Origin of the sequence: Ruegeria discodermiae, from assembly GCF_030758345.1 — a bacterium.
Lineage (GTDB): Bacteria > Pseudomonadota > Alphaproteobacteria > Rhodobacterales > Rhodobacteraceae > Ruegeria_C.
This window is the reverse complement of record NZ_JAVAMO010000022.1, coordinates 1-19,727: the sequence shown is the minus strand read 5'-3', so window position 1 is coordinate 19,727 and position 19,727 is coordinate 1. Positions and strand designations below refer to the sequence as shown.

The following is a 19,727-nucleotide window of genomic DNA, read 5'->3' as shown; positions in this document are numbered from 1 at the left end:
TGAGATCATGTCTGACACAAACAACATACCCAGCTTTGGCGCGATGCTGCGCGGCGCTCTCGGTGACGCAATCATCGCAGATGCAGGCGAGAACTTCCTGGACATGTGTGACGAAGGCATCGTGTTCGAGTTCCCGTTTTCTCCAAAAGGCTCAGTGCGCGAACTCCGCGGCCGAGACACAATGGCAGCCTATTTGCCAAAAGCCGGAGGCCTCATCAGCTTTGAATCCATGAGCCCGGCTGTCACCCATGTTGCCAAAGACGGCGAAACCTTTGTGTTGGAGTTCTCTTGCAAAGGTAAAGGCGAGGCCGGGCGCTACGACCAGAATTACATCTCGGTCATTGAGGTAAAGAACGGACGTATCACCCGTTACCGCGACTACTGGAACCCTCTGGTTCTGCTGAATGCTGTCGGAGGCGTCGAAGTTCTGAAATCCAAACTGGGAGACTTTATCGATGGCTAACTCCATTCTTGTTACCGGCGGTACTGGGAAAACCGGCAGCCGCGTTGTCGGACAGTTGAAAGCAAAAGGCGTCTCTCCGCGCGTAGGCACACGTAGCCCAAAGGGTGAAAACGATGCACGCTTTGACTGGAAGGACCCATCGACATTTGATGCCGCGTTCAAAGGCGTCAGAGCTGTCTACCTCATAGCCCCCACGGACACCGTGGATTCACTGGGAGGAATGCAACCCGGTCTTGAGGCGGCGCTCGCCGCTGGCGTCCAGCGCTTCGTACTGCTCAGCGGTTCTTCACTTGAAGAAGGCGGGCCTATGATGGGCGCAGTCCACGCCTGGCTTCGCTCCAACGCTCTGGAATGGGCAGTGCTGCGACCGGCATGGTTCATGCAGAACTTCTCGGAACTACACCATCGTGATCCGATCCGCGATGAGGCCGCGATCTACACGGCAACTGATGACGGCCGCATCGGCTTCATCGATGCGGGTGACATCGCCGCCTGTGCCGCCGCCTTGCTGGTCGCAGATACGGTCGAAAATACCGACTACATTCTCACTGGCCCGGAAGCGATTTCCTATGATGTGGTTGCTGAGACACTGACCAATCAGCTCGGGCGCCAGATCAGCCACAACAGGCTGACAATCGACGGACTTGCTGAACGTCACCAGGGTCTCGGTTTGCCGGAAGAGTATGCAAGATCATTGGCCGCAATGGACGGTGCAATTGCAGCAGGCTCAGAAGACCGTGTCACAGGCAACGTACAGAAGCTGACCGGAAAGGTTCCGACTTCAATCGCCGAGTTCGTTCAGCAGAACCTCGAAGCATGGACGCAGAGAAAACACGTAAAGATGCGAGTGGTTGAGACCGCGAACATGTGAGATGCGTGTATCCTTAGCTGACTTTGCCTTGGCCTCCGGGATGGCAGCAATGTTGCGCATGTCGAAGATTGCAAAGCACGGCAATAAATGTCCGGTTTGGGGCTGCGAGCGGTCATCGGCAGCTTTTGAGCCTACGGCAGCAATGTCCGCACTGCCGCCGTTGAACACGTTGGGCGAGCTTACGAACTTGACCGAAACCGTCGGATGACTGGTCTGAGCCCATGGCTGACGTTGCCAAAGAGGCCTCAGCGAGCCGAAAGAAAGCCTATGCTGGAAAATCGTCGTCGATAATCGGCACGGCTGAGACCAGTCATCTTTTTGAACAGGCGCCCCATTCAAGCCGTCGACTATTCCAGTTATCGTCGCCCTGTAACTTGTCCAAACCGATCCGATGAGTAGTTCATCTTCTGAACATTCCTTTGGCTTGACTACATTGACTTGCTTCGAAACTTGGTCGGCGTCATTCCGGTTTGCCCTCGGAAAAAGCGAGTGAAATGGGACTTGTCAGAATAGCCGAGCATCAGACCAATCTCCGCAATTGTCATCTGGTCTCCTTTAAGGTGCTCCTTGGCGACATCGACACGCAGCCGCTTGATTTCACGGGGTAGCGTTGTGCCTTGTTGTTGAAGCGCTTTAAGAAACCGTTCCGGCTGTATCCCCAGTAATCCAGCCACCACCTCTGGTCCCAAATCGGATTCATCCAGTTTTTCGCGCAATACAGATCGCAATGCAGCTACCACGGTTACCTCTTCATCCTGTCGAGGCGAGGCTATGGGCTTGGCAGAGCCCTCAGAGACATGGTGCAAAAACAACCATTCCACAGGAAAACTAATTTGCATTCCAGAATCGGTCCCAAGACCAACCTCGATCCCTTTGTAGTCGATAGGCAGACCATTAATGTATCTGCATTCCCACCGCACACGGGAAGAATCCCAGGCCTCTCCGACGACGGTCTGCAATAGGCGCACATAGATTGCGGCTCCAAAGCCTGTCACCTGAATAGGTGGGACAGTTGGTTCCTGTTGCCTTTCGATACGATAAGTCGCTTTGTCTGCTTCAACGATAAGGCTGTGCCGAACAGAATTGGATTGCTGAGGAACAAGCCCGACGAAACGGGTAAAAAACTCGAATAGCGTTTCTGTAGATTGCAAGGCTTGAGCGAACGGCGGCCATCCGTGTAGGTCAAACGTCTCCCCTACATTCAGTCCTAGGTATCGATCCCCGGACACTTCTGAGAACGCATTCACCAAACCGTAGACCAACTCTGAGTGAACGAACACGGATGGGTCAGACAACAGTTCGGCTTTCAAGCCGACTTGATCCAATGCTGGTTGCGGATTGAACTTGCGTTCGGTGAGATATTGCAAAAACGGAGCGGCTAAGGAGAGGCGAATAAAGCCCTCGCTATGCTCTTTAGAAGTGGAGTTGAATGGCAATCTCTTCACCCATTTAGGACCAAATGCTGTGTCCAGTGGCCATTTTTGCTGCCACATTCGAACATCCTAATTCGAAAATGGCAACCGAGGCAAAGTTTTCCGGACTACAGTGAGCAAAAAATGAATATGAAGGGAGTACTTATGTCCGGTCTACGAATGTCGCTTTGCTCGACGGTAATTGTCGCGGCAGGTCTTTCTTTTTCAGCGTCCGCGCAGGCTCAGGATCAAGAAGAACCCCAAACGCTGTTTACTAACGTGCATATCTTCGATGGCGAGAATCAACAGCGCATCGAGAATGCCAGCGTGTTGGTCGAGGGCAACCTGATTAAAGCCGTATCAACCGATGCGATCGCCGCCCCCAATGCTACTGTCATTGACGGAGATGGACGGACCCTTACCCCCGGATTTATTGAACTGCACGCGCACCTCATGCTGATGGGGCCGACCTTGCCCGCTATGGAGGCCAACACAACTTGGGAGGATTTTGCCATACACGGTGCGCGAATGGCCGAGATGTATTTGATGCAGGGCTTCACCGCAGTCAGGGATGCGGGTGGGGCCAATGGCGGGTTGCGTCGGGCAATTGACTCGGGGCAAATTAACGGCCCGCGTTACTTTCCGTCCGGTGCATTTATCGGAACGCGCGGCGGTCATGCGGACTTCGCGAACTTCACCGCTCCACCGGGTTCAGAGACCAACATGAGCCGTCTGAACCTGGCGCAGGAGGTGAGCGGTGTAGATGACGTCTACAAGTTTGCACGCAACAACTTCCGCATGGGCGCTACGCAGTTGAAGTTCATGCAATCCGGGGGTGTTGTTTCGGCCTTTGACCCATGGCAATTGCTAGCTGGATCACCCGAGGAAATTAGAGCCGCCGTGCAGGTGGCTAATGAGTATGGCAGCTATGTCATGGCGCATTCCTATCGTAAGGAAGCTATACTGAGTGCGCTAGACGCGGGTGTGATGTCGATCGAACATGGCTTCTCGTTTGACTGTGAAATTGCCCAAGTCATGAACGAAAAAGGGGCATACATTACGACCAACCTGACGGCCTTCGATCCCGGATTGCTTGATATTCCGGCAGTGGCAAATGTCCCATCGAGCCTTGCTAAGGCAAAGTCCGCCTCGGCCACATTTGCGGGTTACATCGACAATATGAAGGAATGCCCGGTAAAACGAGGCTTCCAGACCGACTGCGTTGGTTCGGTTGAGGCGTGCAATATCCAGATTGCCTACGAAAAGCATCTGAACAATGAATTCTTCGGTCCCTACACTTCGATGGTCACACTGACATCGACGGGTGGCGAGGTGGTCGCTTTGTCAGGTGACTTTATGAACCCGTATACTGCCGGAAAACTGGGCGTTATCGAGGAAGGTGCCTATGCGGATATCCTGCTAATCGATGGTAACCCACTTGAAGACTTCTCGGTTGTTGGCACGGGTGATCAATGGTTCGGTGCTGACCCGAGGCCAGAAAGCCCAGATACGATCCGACTGATCATGAAGGACGGCGTCATCTACAAAAACACACTGGATTGACCTGTCTAAATAGCCGGAGAGTATTTATGCGACATTGGCTCCGCTCCGTAGTATTCGCAGGGTTGGTTTGGTGTGGACATCCTGTCCTGGCGACGCCGGACACCGCGTTGGACTGGGCAGACCTGCCGGACCCATCCGCGCAGGTCTTTGAAGACCCCTACCGTGATCTCAGCCCCGAACAATTTGACGATATCCTGTACGTCGTACGACTTCGCGGTAGGCTGCAGGAGAACGGTGGCAGCGCAGTAGAGAGACAGAAATGGCAAGCGCTTCTGACCGAGACTGAGGCTGCCTTGGTGGCTGATGAAATTGATGTCGACTGGCTACTCGGTCAGCGAGAGATCGTGACGGAACGTCGAAGAAAGGCTGGCACGAACGGAAATCCGCAACTCGACGGTCAAACAATCACACTCGCGGGCTTTGCCATCCCTGCTCCGAGTGATCCGGACGGTCGGCCTGTGGCGTATTTGGTGCCAGAAAGAGGGATGTGCAGTCACATGCCGCCACCTCCGCCCAACCAAATGATCCGTGTGCGGCTGAAAGGGGACTGGGCGCCCAGCTATTTCCACGAACCCGTTCGGCTGACGGGCACGCTGACTATCGATCCTTCTGTTCAAAATATGATGGTTGTGGACGGTCTCATGCCTATGAATGCGACATTCCAGCTAGAGACGGAACGTGTCGAAACTCTGGAAACTGAAGCTGACAGGCTGGAATGGAAGCAGCGTGTTGCTGATCGCATCCGGGCGGCGGGAAATCGCAAGACCGGCGGGGCAAGGGCGTCTGAATGATGAGACTTCTGGTTGCCGCATTGAGTATTGCCTTCGCTGGCGCCGCGTCGGCTCAAGGTCTGTCGGGGCCCTCCTCGGTCGAGGCTGATCTAGAGCCCGGAGATGGTCTATCTGACCCGCAATATCGTTCCGAATTTCCACGCAATGTCGCACCGAGTTGGTTTCAGTGGAAAGACCGACTGGCCGAGAATGGGTTTCGGTTCAACATTGATTACTTGGCATTGGGCCAAACGACGAATGCTGATCTGGGAACCGGCGAAGCGGCCAGCGGAATTGCGCGCTTCTACGGCAGTTTGCAGGCAACTGAACGGGGTTCTTTGACATTCAAGATAGAAGATCGGCACAGTTACACCGATGTTGCCCCGCAATTCCTTGGGTTAGATGGTGGAGCCCTTTCGATCACAGGGACAGCCTTCAACGATAATGGTCTGCTGCTGACCAACCTCTTCTGGACCCAAAGGGCAGAGGACGGTTCATGGACGCTGCAAATTGGCCAGATTGATGTAACGGACTTTGTGGATATCTACGGGTTGGTAAGCCCCTACAGTGGTTTCCAGAACCTATCTTTCAATACCAACCCGACAATTAACACGCCCAACCAAGGCCTTGGTGTTGCCGTTGGGGTAAAGCTGAGCGAGAACCTTTACGCCGTTGCCAGCGTCTCAGACGCAAACGCCGACCCGTCTGATCCAAACTTTGATGTGTTTAGCGACGGCAATCTCTTCAAATCACTCGAACTTGGCTACACCTCCGGCTTTGATCGCATCTACTTCGACAATGTCCATCTGACCCTTTGGCATGCGGATGCGGCTGACAATGGTAGCCGCCCAGAAGACTACGGCGCTGCGTTTTCAGCGGCATGGTTCGTTGACAATAAGTGGATGCCGTTCTTCCGCGCAGGGGCCTCAAAGGGGACCGCAGCGCTTTATGACCGGTCGGTTTCTGCCGGTCTGGGTTACTATGGTCGCAATACAGATTTGGCCGGTCTGGGCCTGAACTGGGCCGAGGCAAGAGGCATAGATGGCGATCAGTTCACTCTGGAAGCATTCTATCGCTTTTCAATCTCACCTGGACTGCAGATCACGCCGTCACTGCAATTCATTTCTGACCCGCTGCTGAACTCAACGCAGGATAACATTGCACTGTTCGGCCTAAGAACCCGGATCGTTTTCTGAGGTGGTTCGAAGATAGACGCCAAAAATAATGAAACATTCAGTTTTGCCGATCAAAGGGAGGATCTATCCATGCGTACCTTGTTTCTGGCAGGCACGTTGTCTGTTTGTTCGACTTTGTGTTTCGCGCAACCTTACGACGTCGTCATTCTCAAAGGTCGAGTAATGGACCCGGAAACCGGGTTCGATCAGATTGCTAACGTGGGGATAAGCAACGGCTGGATCACTGCGATTACCGACGAAGAAATTAGCGGTAGCGAGTCCATCGACGCGACAGGGCACGTTGTAGCTCCCGGGTTTATCGATCTCGAGCAACACGGGCTGGACCCTTGGGGCATCAAGGTAAACCTTCGCGATGGCGTTACGACACAAATGGATTTTGAAGTTGGGGCAGCAAACATCGATGAATGGTATGGCGCGCGCCAAGGCGCGACGCAGGCAAACTATGGTACGGTCGTTGGACAAGAATTCGCACGGATGCGGGTGCATGACGGCCTCCTGCTGGAAGGTGGGGACATAGACTTCCGAAACTTTTTCGCACTGAGGGCGCAATCCGTGGAAGATGGTGTCGAGGGGTGGTCTTCTGTACCAAGCAACCGTGAGCAGATGAATGAAATCACTGCCCAGCTGGATGAGGGACTACGTCTAGGAGCACTCGGCGTGGGATCGACCATAGGCTACGCCCGCGAAGGAATTACAACCTATGAGATGTTCGAAGCGCAGCGGGCTGCGGCGCGTTACGGTAGATTGACCTCCGTCCATCACCGATTTCATCCCAGTGCTTCGACACCGACAGAGACACAGACGGGTGTAAATGAAATCCTGGTCAATGCGATGGTGCTTGGTGCCCCGCTGCACATTCATCATGACAATGATTATGGGTGGTGGGAAAATCAGGAAAAGCTCCAGATGGCACGCGACCAAGGCTACAACGTCTGGTCCAGCTACTATCCTTGGACTGCCGGATCGGGAAACTACGGAGCCTCGATCATCGCCCCCGAAAATTGGGAAGGTTCGATGGGGTACAATTACGAAGACACTATCTTTGATCCCCAACTCGATCGCTTTGTGACCAAAGACGAGTTCTTGAGCTTCGCTGAGAATGAACCGGGACGGACCGCCATTGTATTTAGCCCTCCAAGAGAGCAATGGCTAAACGATTGGATCACAATTGCGGGCTATGGCATCTCGGGCGACGGTATGGCTGGGCTGGACATCGAGGGCAATCTGATGAGTTGGGATGCCCCCTATGAAGACTATGCTGGGCATCCTCGGTCAGCAGGCAGTCACGCGCTTGTCCTGAGACTGGCTCGCGAAGCGAATGTGCCGCTTATGCTCACACTCACTCAGCTAAGTTATATCCATGCGAAGCGATTAGGTGACACAGGCTTGCGAGCAATGCAAGTGCGTGGGCGTATGCAAGAAGGCATGGTCGCGGACATCACGATTTTTGATCCGGAGACTGTGACCGAAAAGGCGAACTATACTCTCGGTCAACAAGGTCTTCCGTCAGAAGGCATTCCGTATGTGCTTGTTAACGGAACACTTGTCGTTAAGAACAGTGAAGTGCAGCGAGATGTTTATGCTGGGCAGCCGATCCGGTTTCCAGTCGAGGAGAGCGGGCGTTTCGTTCCGGCTGGTCGCGAACAGATCATGGGTATTCTCACACCGGATACCGGCACGGCCCGTCCAACTTTGCTTGATGACATCACAAATAGTGAAGCTAGTGTTGCACCTGTCACAACACCGGTTAACAAGTTTGCGTCGGTAGAGCCGACCGATCCTTTTGATTGGTTTACACGTCGCAACGATCTAGATGAAAGCAGCCTATTTTTTGCGTCGTACACGCTCGCTTCGAGGACCCTGCGCAAGCAAGACGCGACTATGCGAAGGCCATGATGTCCAAAACGGGCGGATCTAGACCTAATCAGTCGGAACAATGAAGAGCAAACTGAATCGCGGAGTCTCGGGCAACGAGAAACGAAGCTTTGCTTTAGGCTGAAATCGGTCGTCCGCAACCAGTGAGCCTTCGCGAACTTGGCCCGCGTATGGTTTATCGGAACAGGTTGTGGCGAACGCACGGTCTTGGTGCGTCCAATATCGACACCGTTGAACCGCTACTTCGGTGAAATGCGCTGCATCGCAACGAAATGCTTGCCGCAACTGCAAGTTCATGCTGCGTCAGCGAAGGCTGAAAATCCAACTACTGCAAAGTCCGCATTTAGGACTTTGCAAAGCCCAACGATGAAGGTCTGGTTTGGGCTGCGACCGTTCATTGTTGTGAATAGTGGCGAAAGGCGGCAACGAGTCCTGAGCGAAAGCGTCAAAAGATCAAATAGGAAGTGAACGGAAACAACAAAGGATGCTGTGTCCACCTCGTTTGTTTTTTTACATTCGACATATCCGACCGTTCTACCCACCCAAAGCCTGTCGACTCGTTCGGCCGCCGGTTTGTCGGTTCCAGCTTTCCGTCTCATTTTCACTCATTAACGGTTCAGATGAGCCAGAAACCCTCCGTTATGCAAATCCTCTAATCAGGCCCACAGGTGCTGATCCCGGACAACAAACATCCAATTACGAACATGAACAACCAAACGAAAGCTATAATGACAAACAGGACAAAAATATGCATCCCATCAGAATTCTCGATGCAGGCAATCAACGCTACCTATCGGGTGAAGCGTTTGCCTCGCCGGAATCATGGGCCAACTTTCCCTCCCATCGTTGGCTGGGAATCTTCGGCTCTTCCGGATCTGCGATGTAGGATGGCGTCATGATCTGCACATCGTTTTCGGTGAAGACAGCCATGATATTTCGATGCAAATCCGAAGTAATGCGCGGGATAGATGCGCCTCGCGTCGTGTAGGCGTTGATCTGATAATTGATCGCAAAATCCGCCAAGGCGGTCCAAAGTACGAACGGTTCGGGCCTGCTCTTGAGTCCTTTCGTGCGATGGGCAGCTTCGATCAACATCGCTTCGATTTTCTCAGGGTTTTCCTCGTAGCCGATTCCCACTGTTGTATGAAGCAGCAACCCGCTCCCGTCGATCTTCTTGGTATAGTTTGTGACCTCCGAGTTCAGCAGCTGCGCATTTGGGATCGAGATGAGTTCGTTCTTGATCGATTTCAGATGTGTTTCCATTAATTTGATCTGCACGACGTCGCCGATATGGTCACCCACTTTGATGCGATCTCCGATGGAGGTTGATCGCCTGTAGATCACAAAAAGGCCTGCCAGGATGTTGCCAACCACCGAATTCGAACCCAGCGACAGCATGGCGCCAATCAGAATCGTGAGCCCCTGAAAAGCGGCAGAGTCAGAGCCGGGTATGTAGGGAAACGAAAACACCAGTGCAAGCAAGATGACGACGGCCCGGGCGATATTGAAGGTTGGATTGATCCAGTGAGATTCGAAATCGCCCAGATCGAAGGTTCCCGCCGCAACCGCATCAAAGAACACGCGAAGCCCTTTGATCACATAGCGGGTCAAGAGAGCAATGATCGCCAGGGTAATCAAATTTGGCAGATAAGAAATGAACCCGAGCACGATGTGCAGAACCGGCTCGGTGACGTAGGTCAGCAGAAGCTGCGCGATGTAACGTGTTTCCGCAAAGGACAACAATATAAACGATAAGTAGTAATAGAAACCGAGGAAGAAGAGCGTCAGCAGTACGAAATTGACGCCGAAACGGATCAGCGCCGCGATGGCATCCGCCTGGACTTGTTCGTTTGTCGCTGTCTCCACATTCGCAAAATGACGGCGAACGAGGCTTGTAATCTTGCGTTTCAGACGGTTCTTGATCCAGAAAACCGCGTAGGAAAACAGACCAAACCCGAGGGTCCAGCCAAGCGCTTCCAACGCACCGGTGACCCTTGCCTCGTCCGTTCGCTCACGGCGGTATGTCAGGATTGCCTGTTCGATTGCCTCGGCCTGCAAATGTGCCAGCACCGGTACATCCATCTGCTCCAGTTCGCCATCGGCCTCGGTGACCACTGTGATCTCTCTGCTATCAGCGAGGATGAGCGTGCCTAGATCATGGTCCTCAAAGGTAATCTCAACCGTGCTCTGATCCGACGCTTCGGCCGCTTCGATGACGCGCGCCTGTACAATGAGAACCCGTTCGGAGGCGGGCAATGCACTTGAGCCCCGCAATCGAAACAGCTCTTCTCCATCAACAATTACCGGCGCGAAGAATTGGTCTTGAGTGTCTGCGTCCTCAGCGACGGTTTCAGGTGGTGGCGCCACTTCCTGCGCGCCGGCGGAAGAGGTCAGTAAACCAAGCGCCAGCAGAAAAAAGGTTCCGGCTAGAAACCAAAGCAGTCGCATTAATATACCCTCGTTTCAGACCCTATATTGCGAAAGCGGACCCTGACTATGCAATGCTCATTTTTTTGTCGTCCTCAACTCGTTCCACGATGCGCGAGAATTGCCACCTCCGGCTTGGCATTTTGTGGGAAAAGCCTGATGTTAGAGTGCGTATTTTTGAATTTAGCTGGGGCTCGATTGGACTGCCCCATTTGATTTGGACCACCGTTATGTTTGAGGAACGGAGGACCGAGAATGTCGAACAAGAGACGCAAGCCAGAGGAAATAGTCCAGAAGTTGCGGCAAGTTGATGTGCTTGTCGGCCTGGGAATGATGCGATCCGCGAGGTTCGCATAACGGAACAAACCTATTACCGGTGGCGCAAGCAATATGGTGGGATGGGAACCGATCAACTAAAGGAACACAAGCGTTTGCAGAAGGAGAATGAGCGTCTGCGGAACGCCGGATCTGCCTGGCACTGTGGCAGCATCGCTCGACACAACGGTATCAGCCACGTGCACGGGAAGACGAAGACCGTCTTGTAGCGGACAAGATCGCACTGGCGCGGCAATACAGCAGCTACGGTTACCGTCGCGTTGCTGTTCTGCTGAGAGATGCCGGCTGGCAGGTAAGTGTCGGTCGTGTAGAACGGCTATGGAGACGGGAGGGATTGAAGGTGCCGCGCAAGCAGTGGAAGAAGAGCGGCTCTGGCTGAACGACGGATCGTGCATCCGTCTGAGGCCTGAACACCGCAACCACATGACTTCGTGCATTGCCGAACCGATGACGGCACTCGACCATTGTCCTCGGACCAATGGCGGGCAAGGTCTCATCATTCCGTACGTTGAATATTCTCGATGAGTTCAGCCGGGAATGCCTGGCGATCCGGGTGAAGCGCAAGCTGAACTCGACCGACGTGATCGACGCCCTGACCGATCTCTTCATCCTGAGAGGGCCACCGGCACATTTGCGTAGCGACAATGGGCCGGAGTTCGTTGCCCAAGCGGTTCGAGACTGGATAGGAGTCGTCGGGGCCAAGACAGCATTCATCGAGCCAGGTAGCCCTTGGGAGAATGGCTATGACGGGAGTTTCAATGCGCGGTTCAGAGACGAGCTTCTGAACCGAGAAATCTTCTACTCATTAGGAGATGCACAAATCATCATTGAAATCTGGAGGAAGCACTACAACACCAAGAGACCACACAGCGCATTGGGTTACCGTCCGCCGGCACCAGAAACCATTGTTCCGATGGACCAGAGACCAGTTATGCACTAATAATCAAACCGGCCCAATCAAATCGGGCCAACCAGTAGCTTGTCCATCGAGTGTTCTTCTCATTTTCAGGCTGTTTCTCAAGGCCTCAGGGTCAAAGAGAGACCTTCACGTATCAACGCCGTTTCACAAAGCATTGTATTTTGGTACTTTCAAGGCACCAGTAACGCTTGCGAATTGAATTTTAGGTCTGTGAGCCATCGATGCGAAGGATTATTGCAGCTGTCATATGCATACTCGGGCTTGCGGCACCGCCTGCTTTGCATGCTTGCGTGGTTTGTGTTGAACTGCCAGAGGCATCCATTTCTGATCAAATATTAGCCGCAGAAGTCGTTGTATTTGCGGGTCCAGCACCAGAAAATCCGTTCGAGTATTCGACTCGACGCATCTTTAGGGGGAGCGACGAAAAGCTTAGTAAAGCACCCAATATTCCATTTCTAATAGACAGTGTTACTCGACGGGCCTTCCGGGCTGATCCAACGACAATGGTTCTGCTGATATATGGACCAGAAATCAACGACAAGGCTGGGCGCAATTTTTCGCGGGCTTGGCGGCGCATCTTTGTGATGAATCCAGAAAGAAGCGAGTTTATTGAACAACTTCAAGCCAATAGTGGGCTTTGGCGTTTGGGAGAAACTGACAACGCTGCACGCGTTTCGTTCTTTTCTGACTATTTGTGGCACCGGGATCAAGCTCTGCATGACATGGCCATGGTGGAAATCGGGCGGGCAAATTATGCATATTTGCGCCCGATTGGCGGCAGGGTTTCAACCAGCCAGATTATGGAAGAGTTGAATGACTTGAACCGCTTTGCCTACTGGCCCGTTGCTATTCGACTATTGGGACTACAAACTGATCCACAGGCACGTTCGATTGTCCGCTCGCGCTTTGCCAAATCCTTGAGATCCGGTGGCTTGCATTCCCATGAGTGGGCGCTCGCCGGCATAGAGGCGGACAGGCTACATGCGATCAACGCAATTGGTCTCGCGCTCAAGGACCGCAGGAAGACGCGGGAGGACAAGGATGCTCTGGTTAGGGCATTGTCCGATGCTGGATCGTCACAAAAACAGTTCCAGGATGAGATCATACTGGTTTTTGCGAATGTTCTGGATAGTGATCCAGAATTGACCCTGCAAATTGCTGTTGCAACCCGAAATTGGGGCGAAACTGCGCTGCACCAAAAGTTTGAAGCTTTGGTAGCACTCGAAGAAACGGACCCCGCAACGCAGTTTTTCCTAAACATGGTTCTGCAGGAAAATGCTGCATCCGAGTAAGTCGGTTGGGACATGACTTGCCACGGTACGTCCCGATTGTTGGGGCTTGGTTTTGGAACCTTCGCCAATACGCTCAGTCATCGCTTATGACCGCAATGAGGTTTGGCGGTGGCCGGCGAAAAGCTCGTGTTGGCACACCAATACGACCCATGATGGCGTAAAGAACATCGCCAGGGAGAAATATTTTCAGAAATCGACACCTTATGATATAAACAAAATCGAATATTAGCGGGCCGCCAAGAGCCTTGTATCGAACCGTTTTGTTGATTTGGGAGTTCAATATGTACCGGGTTTCCGCCGTTGTTTTTTCGCTTGTAATTGCGCCAACTTCTGCTTTTTCAGACGCCGTGCCAAGCGAAGAGGCAGCTCAAGGGTTGTTCGTGGAACAACCCTACTCCCCATATGCACAACGCAGTTTTCCAGAGCGGCCCTTATGGGGTGATACCCATCTTCACACGGGGCTTTCTCTGGACGCGGGCGCATTTGGAAACACGTTGCTGCCAGACGATGCATGGCGTTTTGCAAAGGGTGAGCAGGTCATCTCGTCGACGGGCCAACCCGTCAGATTGGGGCGGCCATTGGACTGGATGGTCTTGACGGATCACACTGATCTGATGGGGTTCGCTCCGGATCTGCAAGCCGGCAAGCCGGGTGTTATTTCCGACCCAAAAGGTCTGGAGTGGTACGAAGGGTATAAAGCCGGAGGTGAAGAAGCTGGGAAGACCGCTTTTGATATCATTACAAATTTCTCTCAGATGACATTGCCGGAAGTCCTGCTTGAGTCCTACAGCCCTGGTGCGGACGCCTTTGCGTTTACCTGGGAACACATTGTGCTCGCGGCCGAGCGGCACAACGACCCTGGGAACTTTACGGCCTTTATCGGGTTCGAGTGGACCTCTGTCCCGAAGGGATTCAACCTTCACCGGAACGTTATGTTGCGGGACGGGCCGATCAGAGCGCTTCAGATGGTCCCCCCAGTCACGCAGCCGCCTTACGGCGACACAGACCCAAAATCGCTCTATGCTTGGCTTGAAGAGTACCAAGAAAAAACCGGCGGTCGTGCTGTCGCATTTGCCCATAATGGAAACTTGTCAAATGGATGGATGTTTCCGACCGAAGACACATATCACGGCGGAAAGGTGGACGAAGAATACGTGGCTGCTCGTGCGAAATGGGAGCCGCACTATGAGGTCACGCAGATTAAGGGTGACGGCGAAGCGCACCCATTCCTAAGCCCGGATGATGAGTTTGCAGACTATGAAAACTGGGACGTCGGCAATCTCGATATCACTGAGCTTAAGATAGAGGGCATGTTGGCCGGAGAATATGCCCGAGAAGCGCTGAAGCGCGGTTTGATGCTGGAAGAAAGGTTCGGCGTGAACCCATACAAGTTCGGCATGGGTGGCGCTACCGACAGCCACACATCGTTGGCAACGGCTGAAGAGGACAACTTCTTTGGCAAGTCGGTCAGCGTTGAGCCATCGGCCTCTCGTATCAAGCACCCATTCATCGCCAACGATCTTGGTGAAATACCCGGTGATCTGTTGGTCGCGTCCGGGTACACAGCTGTCTGGGCGACCGAGAACACACGCGCGGCGATCTTCGATGCGTTCAAGCGGCGCGAAACCTACGCAACAACCGGACCTCGGATCGGGTTGAGATTCTTTGGCGGATGGGACTTTAGCGATGCTGACGTAGAGACCCGGTTCCTTGCAGATGTTGGCTATACCAAAGGTGTTCCCATGGGGTCGGATTTGCGCCCTCGCGAAGGTGATGGGGCACCGTCCTTCCTGATAGCTGCCCTGCGCGACCCGGTTGGTGCAAATCTGGACCGCGTTCAGGTTGTAAAGGGATGGCTCGACCCGGACGGTAGCTTGCAAGAAAAAGTTTACGATGTCGCATGGTCAGATGACCGCGTGGTTGACGAAAATGGCAAGCTTCCAGCTGTAGGAAACACAGTAGACCTGGAGACGGCCAGCTGGACCAACACAATCGGCACGGCCGAGTTGGTGAAGGTTTGGTCCGATCCGGATTTCGACCCCAACGCAAGGGCGTTCTACTACGTTCGGGCAATCGAAATCCCAACTCCGCGTTGGGTCCTCTATGACAAGCTGAGGCTCGGTGCAGAGTTGCCCCAAGATGCTGTTCTGACGCATCAGGAGCGTGCGTATTCCTCCCCGATTTGGTACACCCCCGCGGAGTAACATGATTTAGGCATGGACTTAGACAGCGAGACGGTGAGCTCAACTCGGGGCAGTCACCATGCGCATGAGGTTTGCGTGGTCCGGGACCCTTTGCAAAAAACAACTGAAATGAGATCTCAAGCTCAGGTTTTGCAGGAGCGCTCATGAGAATTCTGAAAGAACCTCTGTTCCATTTCTTTTTGATTGGGGTGGCTATTTTCATTTGGTTCCATATTGTTGCACCTGAGACCGAGACGGTCGAAAGTCTGGCAATCATCACGATAGACGAAGACGATGTCGCGCGTTTGGCAGACCAGTTTGAAGCCAGGTGGAAACGTCGACCGAACGATGCTGAGCTAGAAGCCTTGGTCAATGCGTCAATTCGTGAAGAGGTTCTGGTCAGAGAAGCAAGAAAACTTGGCCTGGATCGCGGAGATTCCGTGATTAGGTCTCGACTGAGCCAGAAAATGGACTTTCTGACCGAAGCAATAGCCACGTCAGTGGTTCCGGAGGAAGAAGAGCTAGAGGCGTTTCTCAATCAAAACCCCGCACGGTACGCAACGCCTGACAGGGTGGCGTTTACCCAGATCTTTCTGGGTGAAGACCCCAGCGAGGCACAAATAGAGGCATCACTGGCCGCATTGAAGGCAGGGCAAGAGGTTACCGATTCGGACGCTTCAACATTTCTACCTGCTTCAATGCCGTTGACCGTGACCAGAGTAATCGACTCGGTCTTTGGCCCTGGCTTTTCAGAAGGCCTCTTAGAGGTTGAAACAGGTCCTTGGGGAGGACCGGTCCAATCCGGTTACGGTGTGCATCTTGTTCAAGTGCGCGCCTTTGAGCCTAGCCGTACACCGGCCTTGTCCGAAATTCACAGTGATGTCTTGCGCGATTGGCGACGCGCCGCCAGCGAAGATCTGGCACACGCACAATACGATAGCTTGGTCCAAAACTACGAGATCGTTAGCCCCGATCTCTCAGGTTCAGCCGAATGAGATGGCTGATCTGCTTTTTGGTTTTCCCGCTGTGTGCTTGGCCCGCAGCCAAGGCCAATGCTCACGCACTTGATCCCGGATATCTGGAGATACGTCAAATCTCTTCTGATACCTGGAGCGTCCACTGGCGGAAGCCTGATGTGAATGGCCAGCCTATGGCGATTAACGCGGTGTTGCCAAAAGAGTGTACGCCGATTCGCGGGCCTTCTCCAAGGTCAGACGGTCGAACATGGGTTTCATCTTGGATCGTCGAGTGCCACGCGGATATCGCGGGGCGGCCGATCACAATTGACGGCCTGGAGGCTCAAAAGAACGACGTTTTGGTCCGTCTACACCCTTTTGAAACTGAGCCAACCACACTGCGCTTCACGCCTGAGACCGCCATCCAGACCATACCTTCACAGCAGACGACATGGTCAGTTTTCGCCACTTATGCCCTATTGGGTTTTGAGCACATACTGGAAGGCTGGGATCACCTTCTGTTCGTTTTTGCGCTTTTCATTCTAGTCTGTGAACCCTGGAGACTGGTCGGCGCTGTAACGGCCTTCACATTCGCACACTCCATCACTTTGGCGCTGGCGACGTTTGGTGTCTTGACTGTTCCCGGCCCGCCGGTCGAAGCTGTCATCGCGCTGTCCATCGTTTTTCTAGCCACGGAGATTGTGAAGGGTGAAGAAGAAGGGTTCAGGCTTTCAAAACAAAAGCCCTGGATCGTATGTTTTGGATTTGGGCTATTGCATGGTCTTGGCTTCGCAGGAGCCTTGGCTGACATTGGTCTGCCCGCGAACGATATTCCAGCGGCCTTGCTTGCATTTAACCTTGGCGTTGAAGCCGGGCAATTGAGTTTTGTTGGTGCATTGGTTCTGTTGCTTGTGATCTGGCGGCTGATGGTACGCTCGATCAGCCAGAGTACGACAGTGATTGCCGGCTATGGCATCGGTTCAGTGTCGATGTACTGGCTAATTGAGCGCATAAGCGGCTTTTGATTGATTGGCAGGGGTGCTCATTATTGTTCACCGATTGGGTGACAGGCAATCTTCCCGCTGTCCAATTACTGCTGACTTGCGCTGAATCGCAATCACTAACGTGCCGCACCTGGGATCGGATGCTGCATCAGCAATAGCCGCGTGAGCAAAAGGCGGGTTTGTCCGCACTGCCGCCGTTGAACACGTCCGGCGCGCTGGTGAACCTGACCGAAACCGTGAGATGACTGCTATGAGCCCCTAGCTGACGTTGCCAAAGACGCCTCAGCGAGCCGAAAGAAAGCCTCTGCTGGAAAATCGTCGTCGATACTCAGCAGGGCTGAGACCAGTCATCTTTTTGAACAGGCGCCGGAACGCTCGGGGATCTGAATACCCGACGGCCTCGGAGACAGCTTCGACACTGTGGTCATCTATCTCCAAAAATTGCTTGGCCTCTTCGACCCTCAGCGACTGCACATAGTCTTTGGGGCTGTAGCCCGTTGCCGCACGGAAGCGTCGGTCGAACGTACGTCGCGGGAGGCCAGAGCGAGAGATCATCCGCGCTACTGCGTCACGCTTTCCATAAGCATCGGCGAGCCACGTCTGGCATTCCTGAATGACCGCGTCATCGCTCTGCAACCTTCTCTTGGGAGCTGCGTAGTGTCTTTGGCCGTCGGGTTTCGGATCGACACAATAGAACCGCGCTGATTTCGCTGCGTGCTCCGATCCGATGTAACGCGCAATCAGGTAGAGCGCGAGGTCCTGCCAGGATGCCATACCTCCTGACATCACGATGCAGTCTCCCTCTCCTGCAAAGGTAAGCGTGCGGTCCGGACAGAAAGCCACGCGCGGATAACGCTTCTCAAAAACCTCAGCCATGGACCAATGCGCCGTTGCCTCTTGACCGTCGAGGAGCCCGGCATCCGCCAAGAGCGCCGAGCCAGAGCATGCCGTTGCCAGGCGCGCCCCTGCCGAGTGTCGCTCGACGATCCAGTCGATCTCCGGCCCCAAAACCTCCTTCGGCGGGGTCATCATGCCAATCCTGAAGTTTGGCAGGCAGATGATCTCTGCGTCGTCTGCTTCTTCAAGCGTCGCGTCAGGTGTCACTGGGACGCGGCTTATGCAACGGAATGGCTCATTGGCTCTGGCGACGATCCTAACTCGTGTCATAGGCGGGGTGGGCGCGCCCTCGGTTAGGTAGGACCACGCCGACCCTACCGACGTCAGCAAATCATAAATGCCGTAGAGAATGGCGCCCCGGCAACTCTCGGCCGCTAGGATGTCGATCCGCAGAGGTTCAGCGATGAAATCCCTGGTTGTCATTTTCATACTCTCCCATCCGAATCCGATGGCCGAATTGGCCCTCTTGTGGCCAGTTCGACCCTGACGCATGCGTTTTTTGTCCGCCAGTTTGGAGCAGACTACAAAAGCACGCGAGGAAAATCATGACCCACGAAGCCTTCAAGTTTGCAGAAAAAGAGGGATGGGACGCCCGTGCTGCCGCCTATAACGACTTCACAGGGCGGGTCACGACCGGCGCGATTCCGACGCTTCTGGCGATGGCCGAATTGGCCCCTGGCAAACGTATTCTAGACCTTTGCTGCGGCACCGGTAGGGCTGCGGGCGCTGCAATCGCGCTTGGCGCTGACGCTGAGGGCATTGATATATCTGCGTCGATGGTCAAGGCGGCGCAAAGCGCTTTCCCCGCGGCACGCTTTGTTACCGGCGATGCCGAGGCGATACCGAAAAATGATGCTGATTTCGATGCTGTGATTTGCTCGTTCGGGATAATGCATTTGGGTAGCCCAGAAACCATGTTCAACGAGATTGCGCGTGTTTTGAAACCCGGTGGGCGAGTAGCACTCAGCCATTGGATTGGACCGCCACAGTCACCGTTGTTCCGGATCGTCTTCGGCACGATGCAGAGCCTTGCGGACATGTCCGTCGTCCCTGCGTCACCGCCCCCATTCGCTCTTTCTTCGGAAGATACCATGCGAGAGAAATTGGAAGCGGCTGGTTTTAGGGAGTTCTCAAGTGCCCGAGTTCCACTCGTCTTCAAAGCTCCGAAAGGACAGTTCGCCAAACATTTCCGAAACTTCGCTGCAAGGGCGGCTGTTATTCTCGACAAGCAGAATGAAGACGTCCTGAAAGAAATCTACTTCTCTTGGGATACCCAGTTAAAGGACTTTCTCGACGGCGAGGAATACCACGTTCCGATGCCTGCCATAGCAGCGACTGCCGTCCGAGGCGCGTAGATCTAAAATGATCTTTCGACCGATGCTCGCACCGAACATAGTTGGAGTAACCTAGGTTCTGGACCCATTAATTTGGTTGCCGTCATCTCGGCTGCGTGATTCAAACCCCTGAGTTTCAGGGGTATAACATGAGTAGTCTATTTTGGCTGACCGACGAGCAGATGGCGCGGCTTCAGCCTTACTTTCCAAAGAGCCATGGCAAGCCGAA

The 19,727-nt window shown here is 53.8% G+C and carries 14 protein-coding genes and 2 pseudogenes; 13 read left to right on the top strand and 3 right to left on the bottom strand.

Annotated elements, in window-relative coordinates; all coding sequences use genetic code 11:
- The first annotated feature begins 7 nt into the window (after window positions 1-7).
- Complete coding sequence (locus Q5Y75_RS25570; RefSeq protein WP_306202881.1) at window positions 8-463, top strand: nuclear transport factor 2 family protein; 456 nt, start codon at window positions 8-10, stop codon at window positions 461-463.
- On the top strand, window positions 456-1,334 hold the full coding sequence (locus Q5Y75_RS25565; protein ID WP_306202879.1) for an ergot alkaloid biosynthesis protein: 879 nt from the start codon (window positions 456-458) through the stop codon (window positions 1,332-1,334). Before Q5Y75_RS25570 ends, Q5Y75_RS25565 begins: the two co-directional genes overlap by 8 nt.
- Window positions 1,335-1,762: 428 nt before the next feature.
- Here Q5Y75_RS25565 and Q5Y75_RS25560 read toward each other — a convergent pair whose 3' ends face one another.
- On the bottom strand, window positions 1,763-2,827 hold the full coding sequence (locus Q5Y75_RS25560; RefSeq protein WP_306202877.1) for an AraC family transcriptional regulator: 1,065 nt from the start codon (window positions 2,825-2,827) through the stop codon (window positions 1,763-1,765).
- Between the two features lie 63 nt (window positions 2,828-2,890).
- Between Q5Y75_RS25560 and Q5Y75_RS25555 the strand changes: the two genes are divergently transcribed.
- The 4 genes from Q5Y75_RS25555 to Q5Y75_RS25540 all read left to right on the top strand — a co-directional run bounded on the left by Q5Y75_RS25555 (window position 2,891) and on the right by Q5Y75_RS25540 (window position 8,171).
- Complete coding sequence (locus tag Q5Y75_RS25555) at window positions 2,891-4,309, top strand: amidohydrolase family protein (protein WP_306202875.1); 1,419 nt, start codon at window positions 2,891-2,893, stop codon at window positions 4,307-4,309.
- A gap of 107 nt (window positions 4,310-4,416) precedes the next feature.
- On the top strand, window positions 4,417-5,100 hold the full coding sequence (locus tag Q5Y75_RS25550) for a DUF3299 domain-containing protein (RefSeq protein WP_306202873.1): 684 nt from the start codon (window positions 4,417-4,419) through the stop codon (window positions 5,098-5,100).
- Window positions 5,097-6,275, top strand: coding sequence for a carbohydrate porin (locus Q5Y75_RS25545; RefSeq protein WP_306202871.1), 1,179 nt, complete (start codon window positions 5,097-5,099; stop codon window positions 6,273-6,275). Before Q5Y75_RS25550 ends, Q5Y75_RS25545 begins: the two co-directional genes overlap by 4 nt.
- 69 nt (window positions 6,276-6,344) lie before the next feature.
- Window positions 6,345-8,171, top strand: a complete 1,827-nt coding sequence (locus Q5Y75_RS25540) for an amidohydrolase family protein (RefSeq protein ID WP_306202870.1) — start codon at window positions 6,345-6,347, stop codon at window positions 8,169-8,171.
- Between the two features lie 765 nt (window positions 8,172-8,936).
- Here Q5Y75_RS25540 and Q5Y75_RS25535 read toward each other — a convergent pair.
- Window positions 8,937-10,598 (bottom strand): mechanosensitive ion channel family protein, encoded by a 1,662-nt coding sequence (locus Q5Y75_RS25535; RefSeq protein ID WP_306202868.1) that lies wholly within the window; start codon window positions 10,596-10,598, stop codon window positions 8,937-8,939.
- Window positions 10,599-10,832: 234 nt separating this feature from the next.
- On the opposite strand from Q5Y75_RS25535, the pseudogene Q5Y75_RS25530 reads away from it, so the two are divergent.
- From Q5Y75_RS25530 to Q5Y75_RS25510, 5 genes and pseudogenes are all read left to right on the top strand, one after another.
- Window positions 10,833-11,853: pseudogene (locus Q5Y75_RS25530) on the top strand (IS3 family transposase).
- A gap of 200 nt (window positions 11,854-12,053) precedes the next feature.
- Window positions 12,054-13,124 carry a hypothetical protein gene (locus Q5Y75_RS25525; protein ID WP_306202866.1) on the top strand — a complete coding sequence of 357 codons (1,071 nt, stop codon included), beginning with the start codon at window positions 12,054-12,056 and terminating at the stop codon, window positions 13,122-13,124.
- 245 nt (window positions 13,125-13,369) lie between these two features.
- Complete coding sequence (locus Q5Y75_RS25520; RefSeq protein ID WP_306202864.1) at window positions 13,370-15,328, top strand: DUF3604 domain-containing protein; 1,959 nt, start codon at window positions 13,370-13,372, stop codon at window positions 15,326-15,328.
- Between the two features lie 143 nt (window positions 15,329-15,471).
- Window positions 15,472-16,302 carry a peptidylprolyl isomerase gene (locus Q5Y75_RS25515; protein WP_306202862.1) on the top strand — a complete coding sequence of 277 codons (831 nt, stop codon included), beginning with the start codon at window positions 15,472-15,474 and terminating at the stop codon, window positions 16,300-16,302.
- A complete protein-coding gene (locus Q5Y75_RS25510; protein ID WP_306202860.1) occupies window positions 16,299-17,288 on the top strand; it encodes a HupE/UreJ family protein in 990 nt (329 codons plus the stop codon). The genes Q5Y75_RS25515 and Q5Y75_RS25510 overlap by 4 nt, the downstream gene beginning before the upstream one ends.
- 261 nt (window positions 17,289-17,549) lie before the next feature.
- Here Q5Y75_RS25510 and Q5Y75_RS25505 read toward each other — a convergent pair whose 3' ends face one another.
- The gene (locus Q5Y75_RS25505) at window positions 17,550-18,593 is read right to left on the bottom strand and encodes a GlxA family transcriptional regulator (RefSeq protein WP_306202858.1); all 1,044 of its coding nucleotides are present in this window, start codon (window positions 18,591-18,593) and stop codon (window positions 17,550-17,552) included.
- Window positions 18,594-18,709: 116 nt separating this feature from the next.
- Between Q5Y75_RS25505 and Q5Y75_RS25500 the strand changes: the two genes are divergently transcribed.
- Together Q5Y75_RS25500 and Q5Y75_RS25495 are read left to right on the top strand one after the other, a co-directional pair.
- On the top strand, window positions 18,710-19,519 hold the full coding sequence (locus tag Q5Y75_RS25500) for a class I SAM-dependent methyltransferase (RefSeq protein ID WP_306202856.1): 810 nt from the start codon (window positions 18,710-18,712) through the stop codon (window positions 19,517-19,519).
- A gap of 128 nt (window positions 19,520-19,647) precedes the next feature.
- Window positions 19,648-19,727 (top strand): annotated as a pseudogene (locus Q5Y75_RS25495) (IS5/IS1182 family transposase); the annotation flags it as partial.

Coding starts and splice junctions, on each gene's coding strand:
- Q5Y75_RS25570 (WP_306202881.1), top strand. CDS start 8: ATGTCTGACACAAACAACATACCCAGCTTTGGCGCGATGCTGCGCGGC.
- Q5Y75_RS25565 (WP_306202879.1), top strand. CDS start 456: ATGGCTAACTCCATTCTTGTTACCGGCGGTACTGGGAAAACCGGCAGC.
- Q5Y75_RS25560 (WP_306202877.1), bottom strand. CDS start 2,827: ATGTGGCAGCAAAAATGGCCACTGGACACAGCATTTGGTCCTAAATGG.
- Q5Y75_RS25555 (WP_306202875.1), top strand. CDS start 2,891: ATGAATATGAAGGGAGTACTTATGTCCGGTCTACGAATGTCGCTTTGC.
- Q5Y75_RS25545 (WP_306202871.1), top strand. CDS start 5,097: ATGATGAGACTTCTGGTTGCCGCATTGAGTATTGCCTTCGCTGGCGCC.
- Q5Y75_RS25540 (WP_306202870.1), top strand. CDS start 6,345: ATGCGTACCTTGTTTCTGGCAGGCACGTTGTCTGTTTGTTCGACTTTG.
- Q5Y75_RS25535 (WP_306202868.1), bottom strand. CDS start 10,598: ATGCGACTGCTTTGGTTTCTAGCCGGAACCTTTTTTCTGCTGGCGCTT.
- Q5Y75_RS25525 (WP_306202866.1), top strand. CDS start 12,054: ATGCGAAGGATTATTGCAGCTGTCATATGCATACTCGGGCTTGCGGCA.
- Q5Y75_RS25515 (WP_306202862.1), top strand. CDS start 15,472: ATGAGAATTCTGAAAGAACCTCTGTTCCATTTCTTTTTGATTGGGGTG.
- Q5Y75_RS25510 (WP_306202860.1), top strand. CDS start 16,299: ATGAGATGGCTGATCTGCTTTTTGGTTTTCCCGCTGTGTGCTTGGCCC.
- Q5Y75_RS25505 (WP_306202858.1), bottom strand. CDS start 18,593: ATGAAAATGACAACCAGGGATTTCATCGCTGAACCTCTGCGGATCGAC.
- Q5Y75_RS25500 (WP_306202856.1), top strand. CDS start 18,710: ATGACCCACGAAGCCTTCAAGTTTGCAGAAAAAGAGGGATGGGACGCC.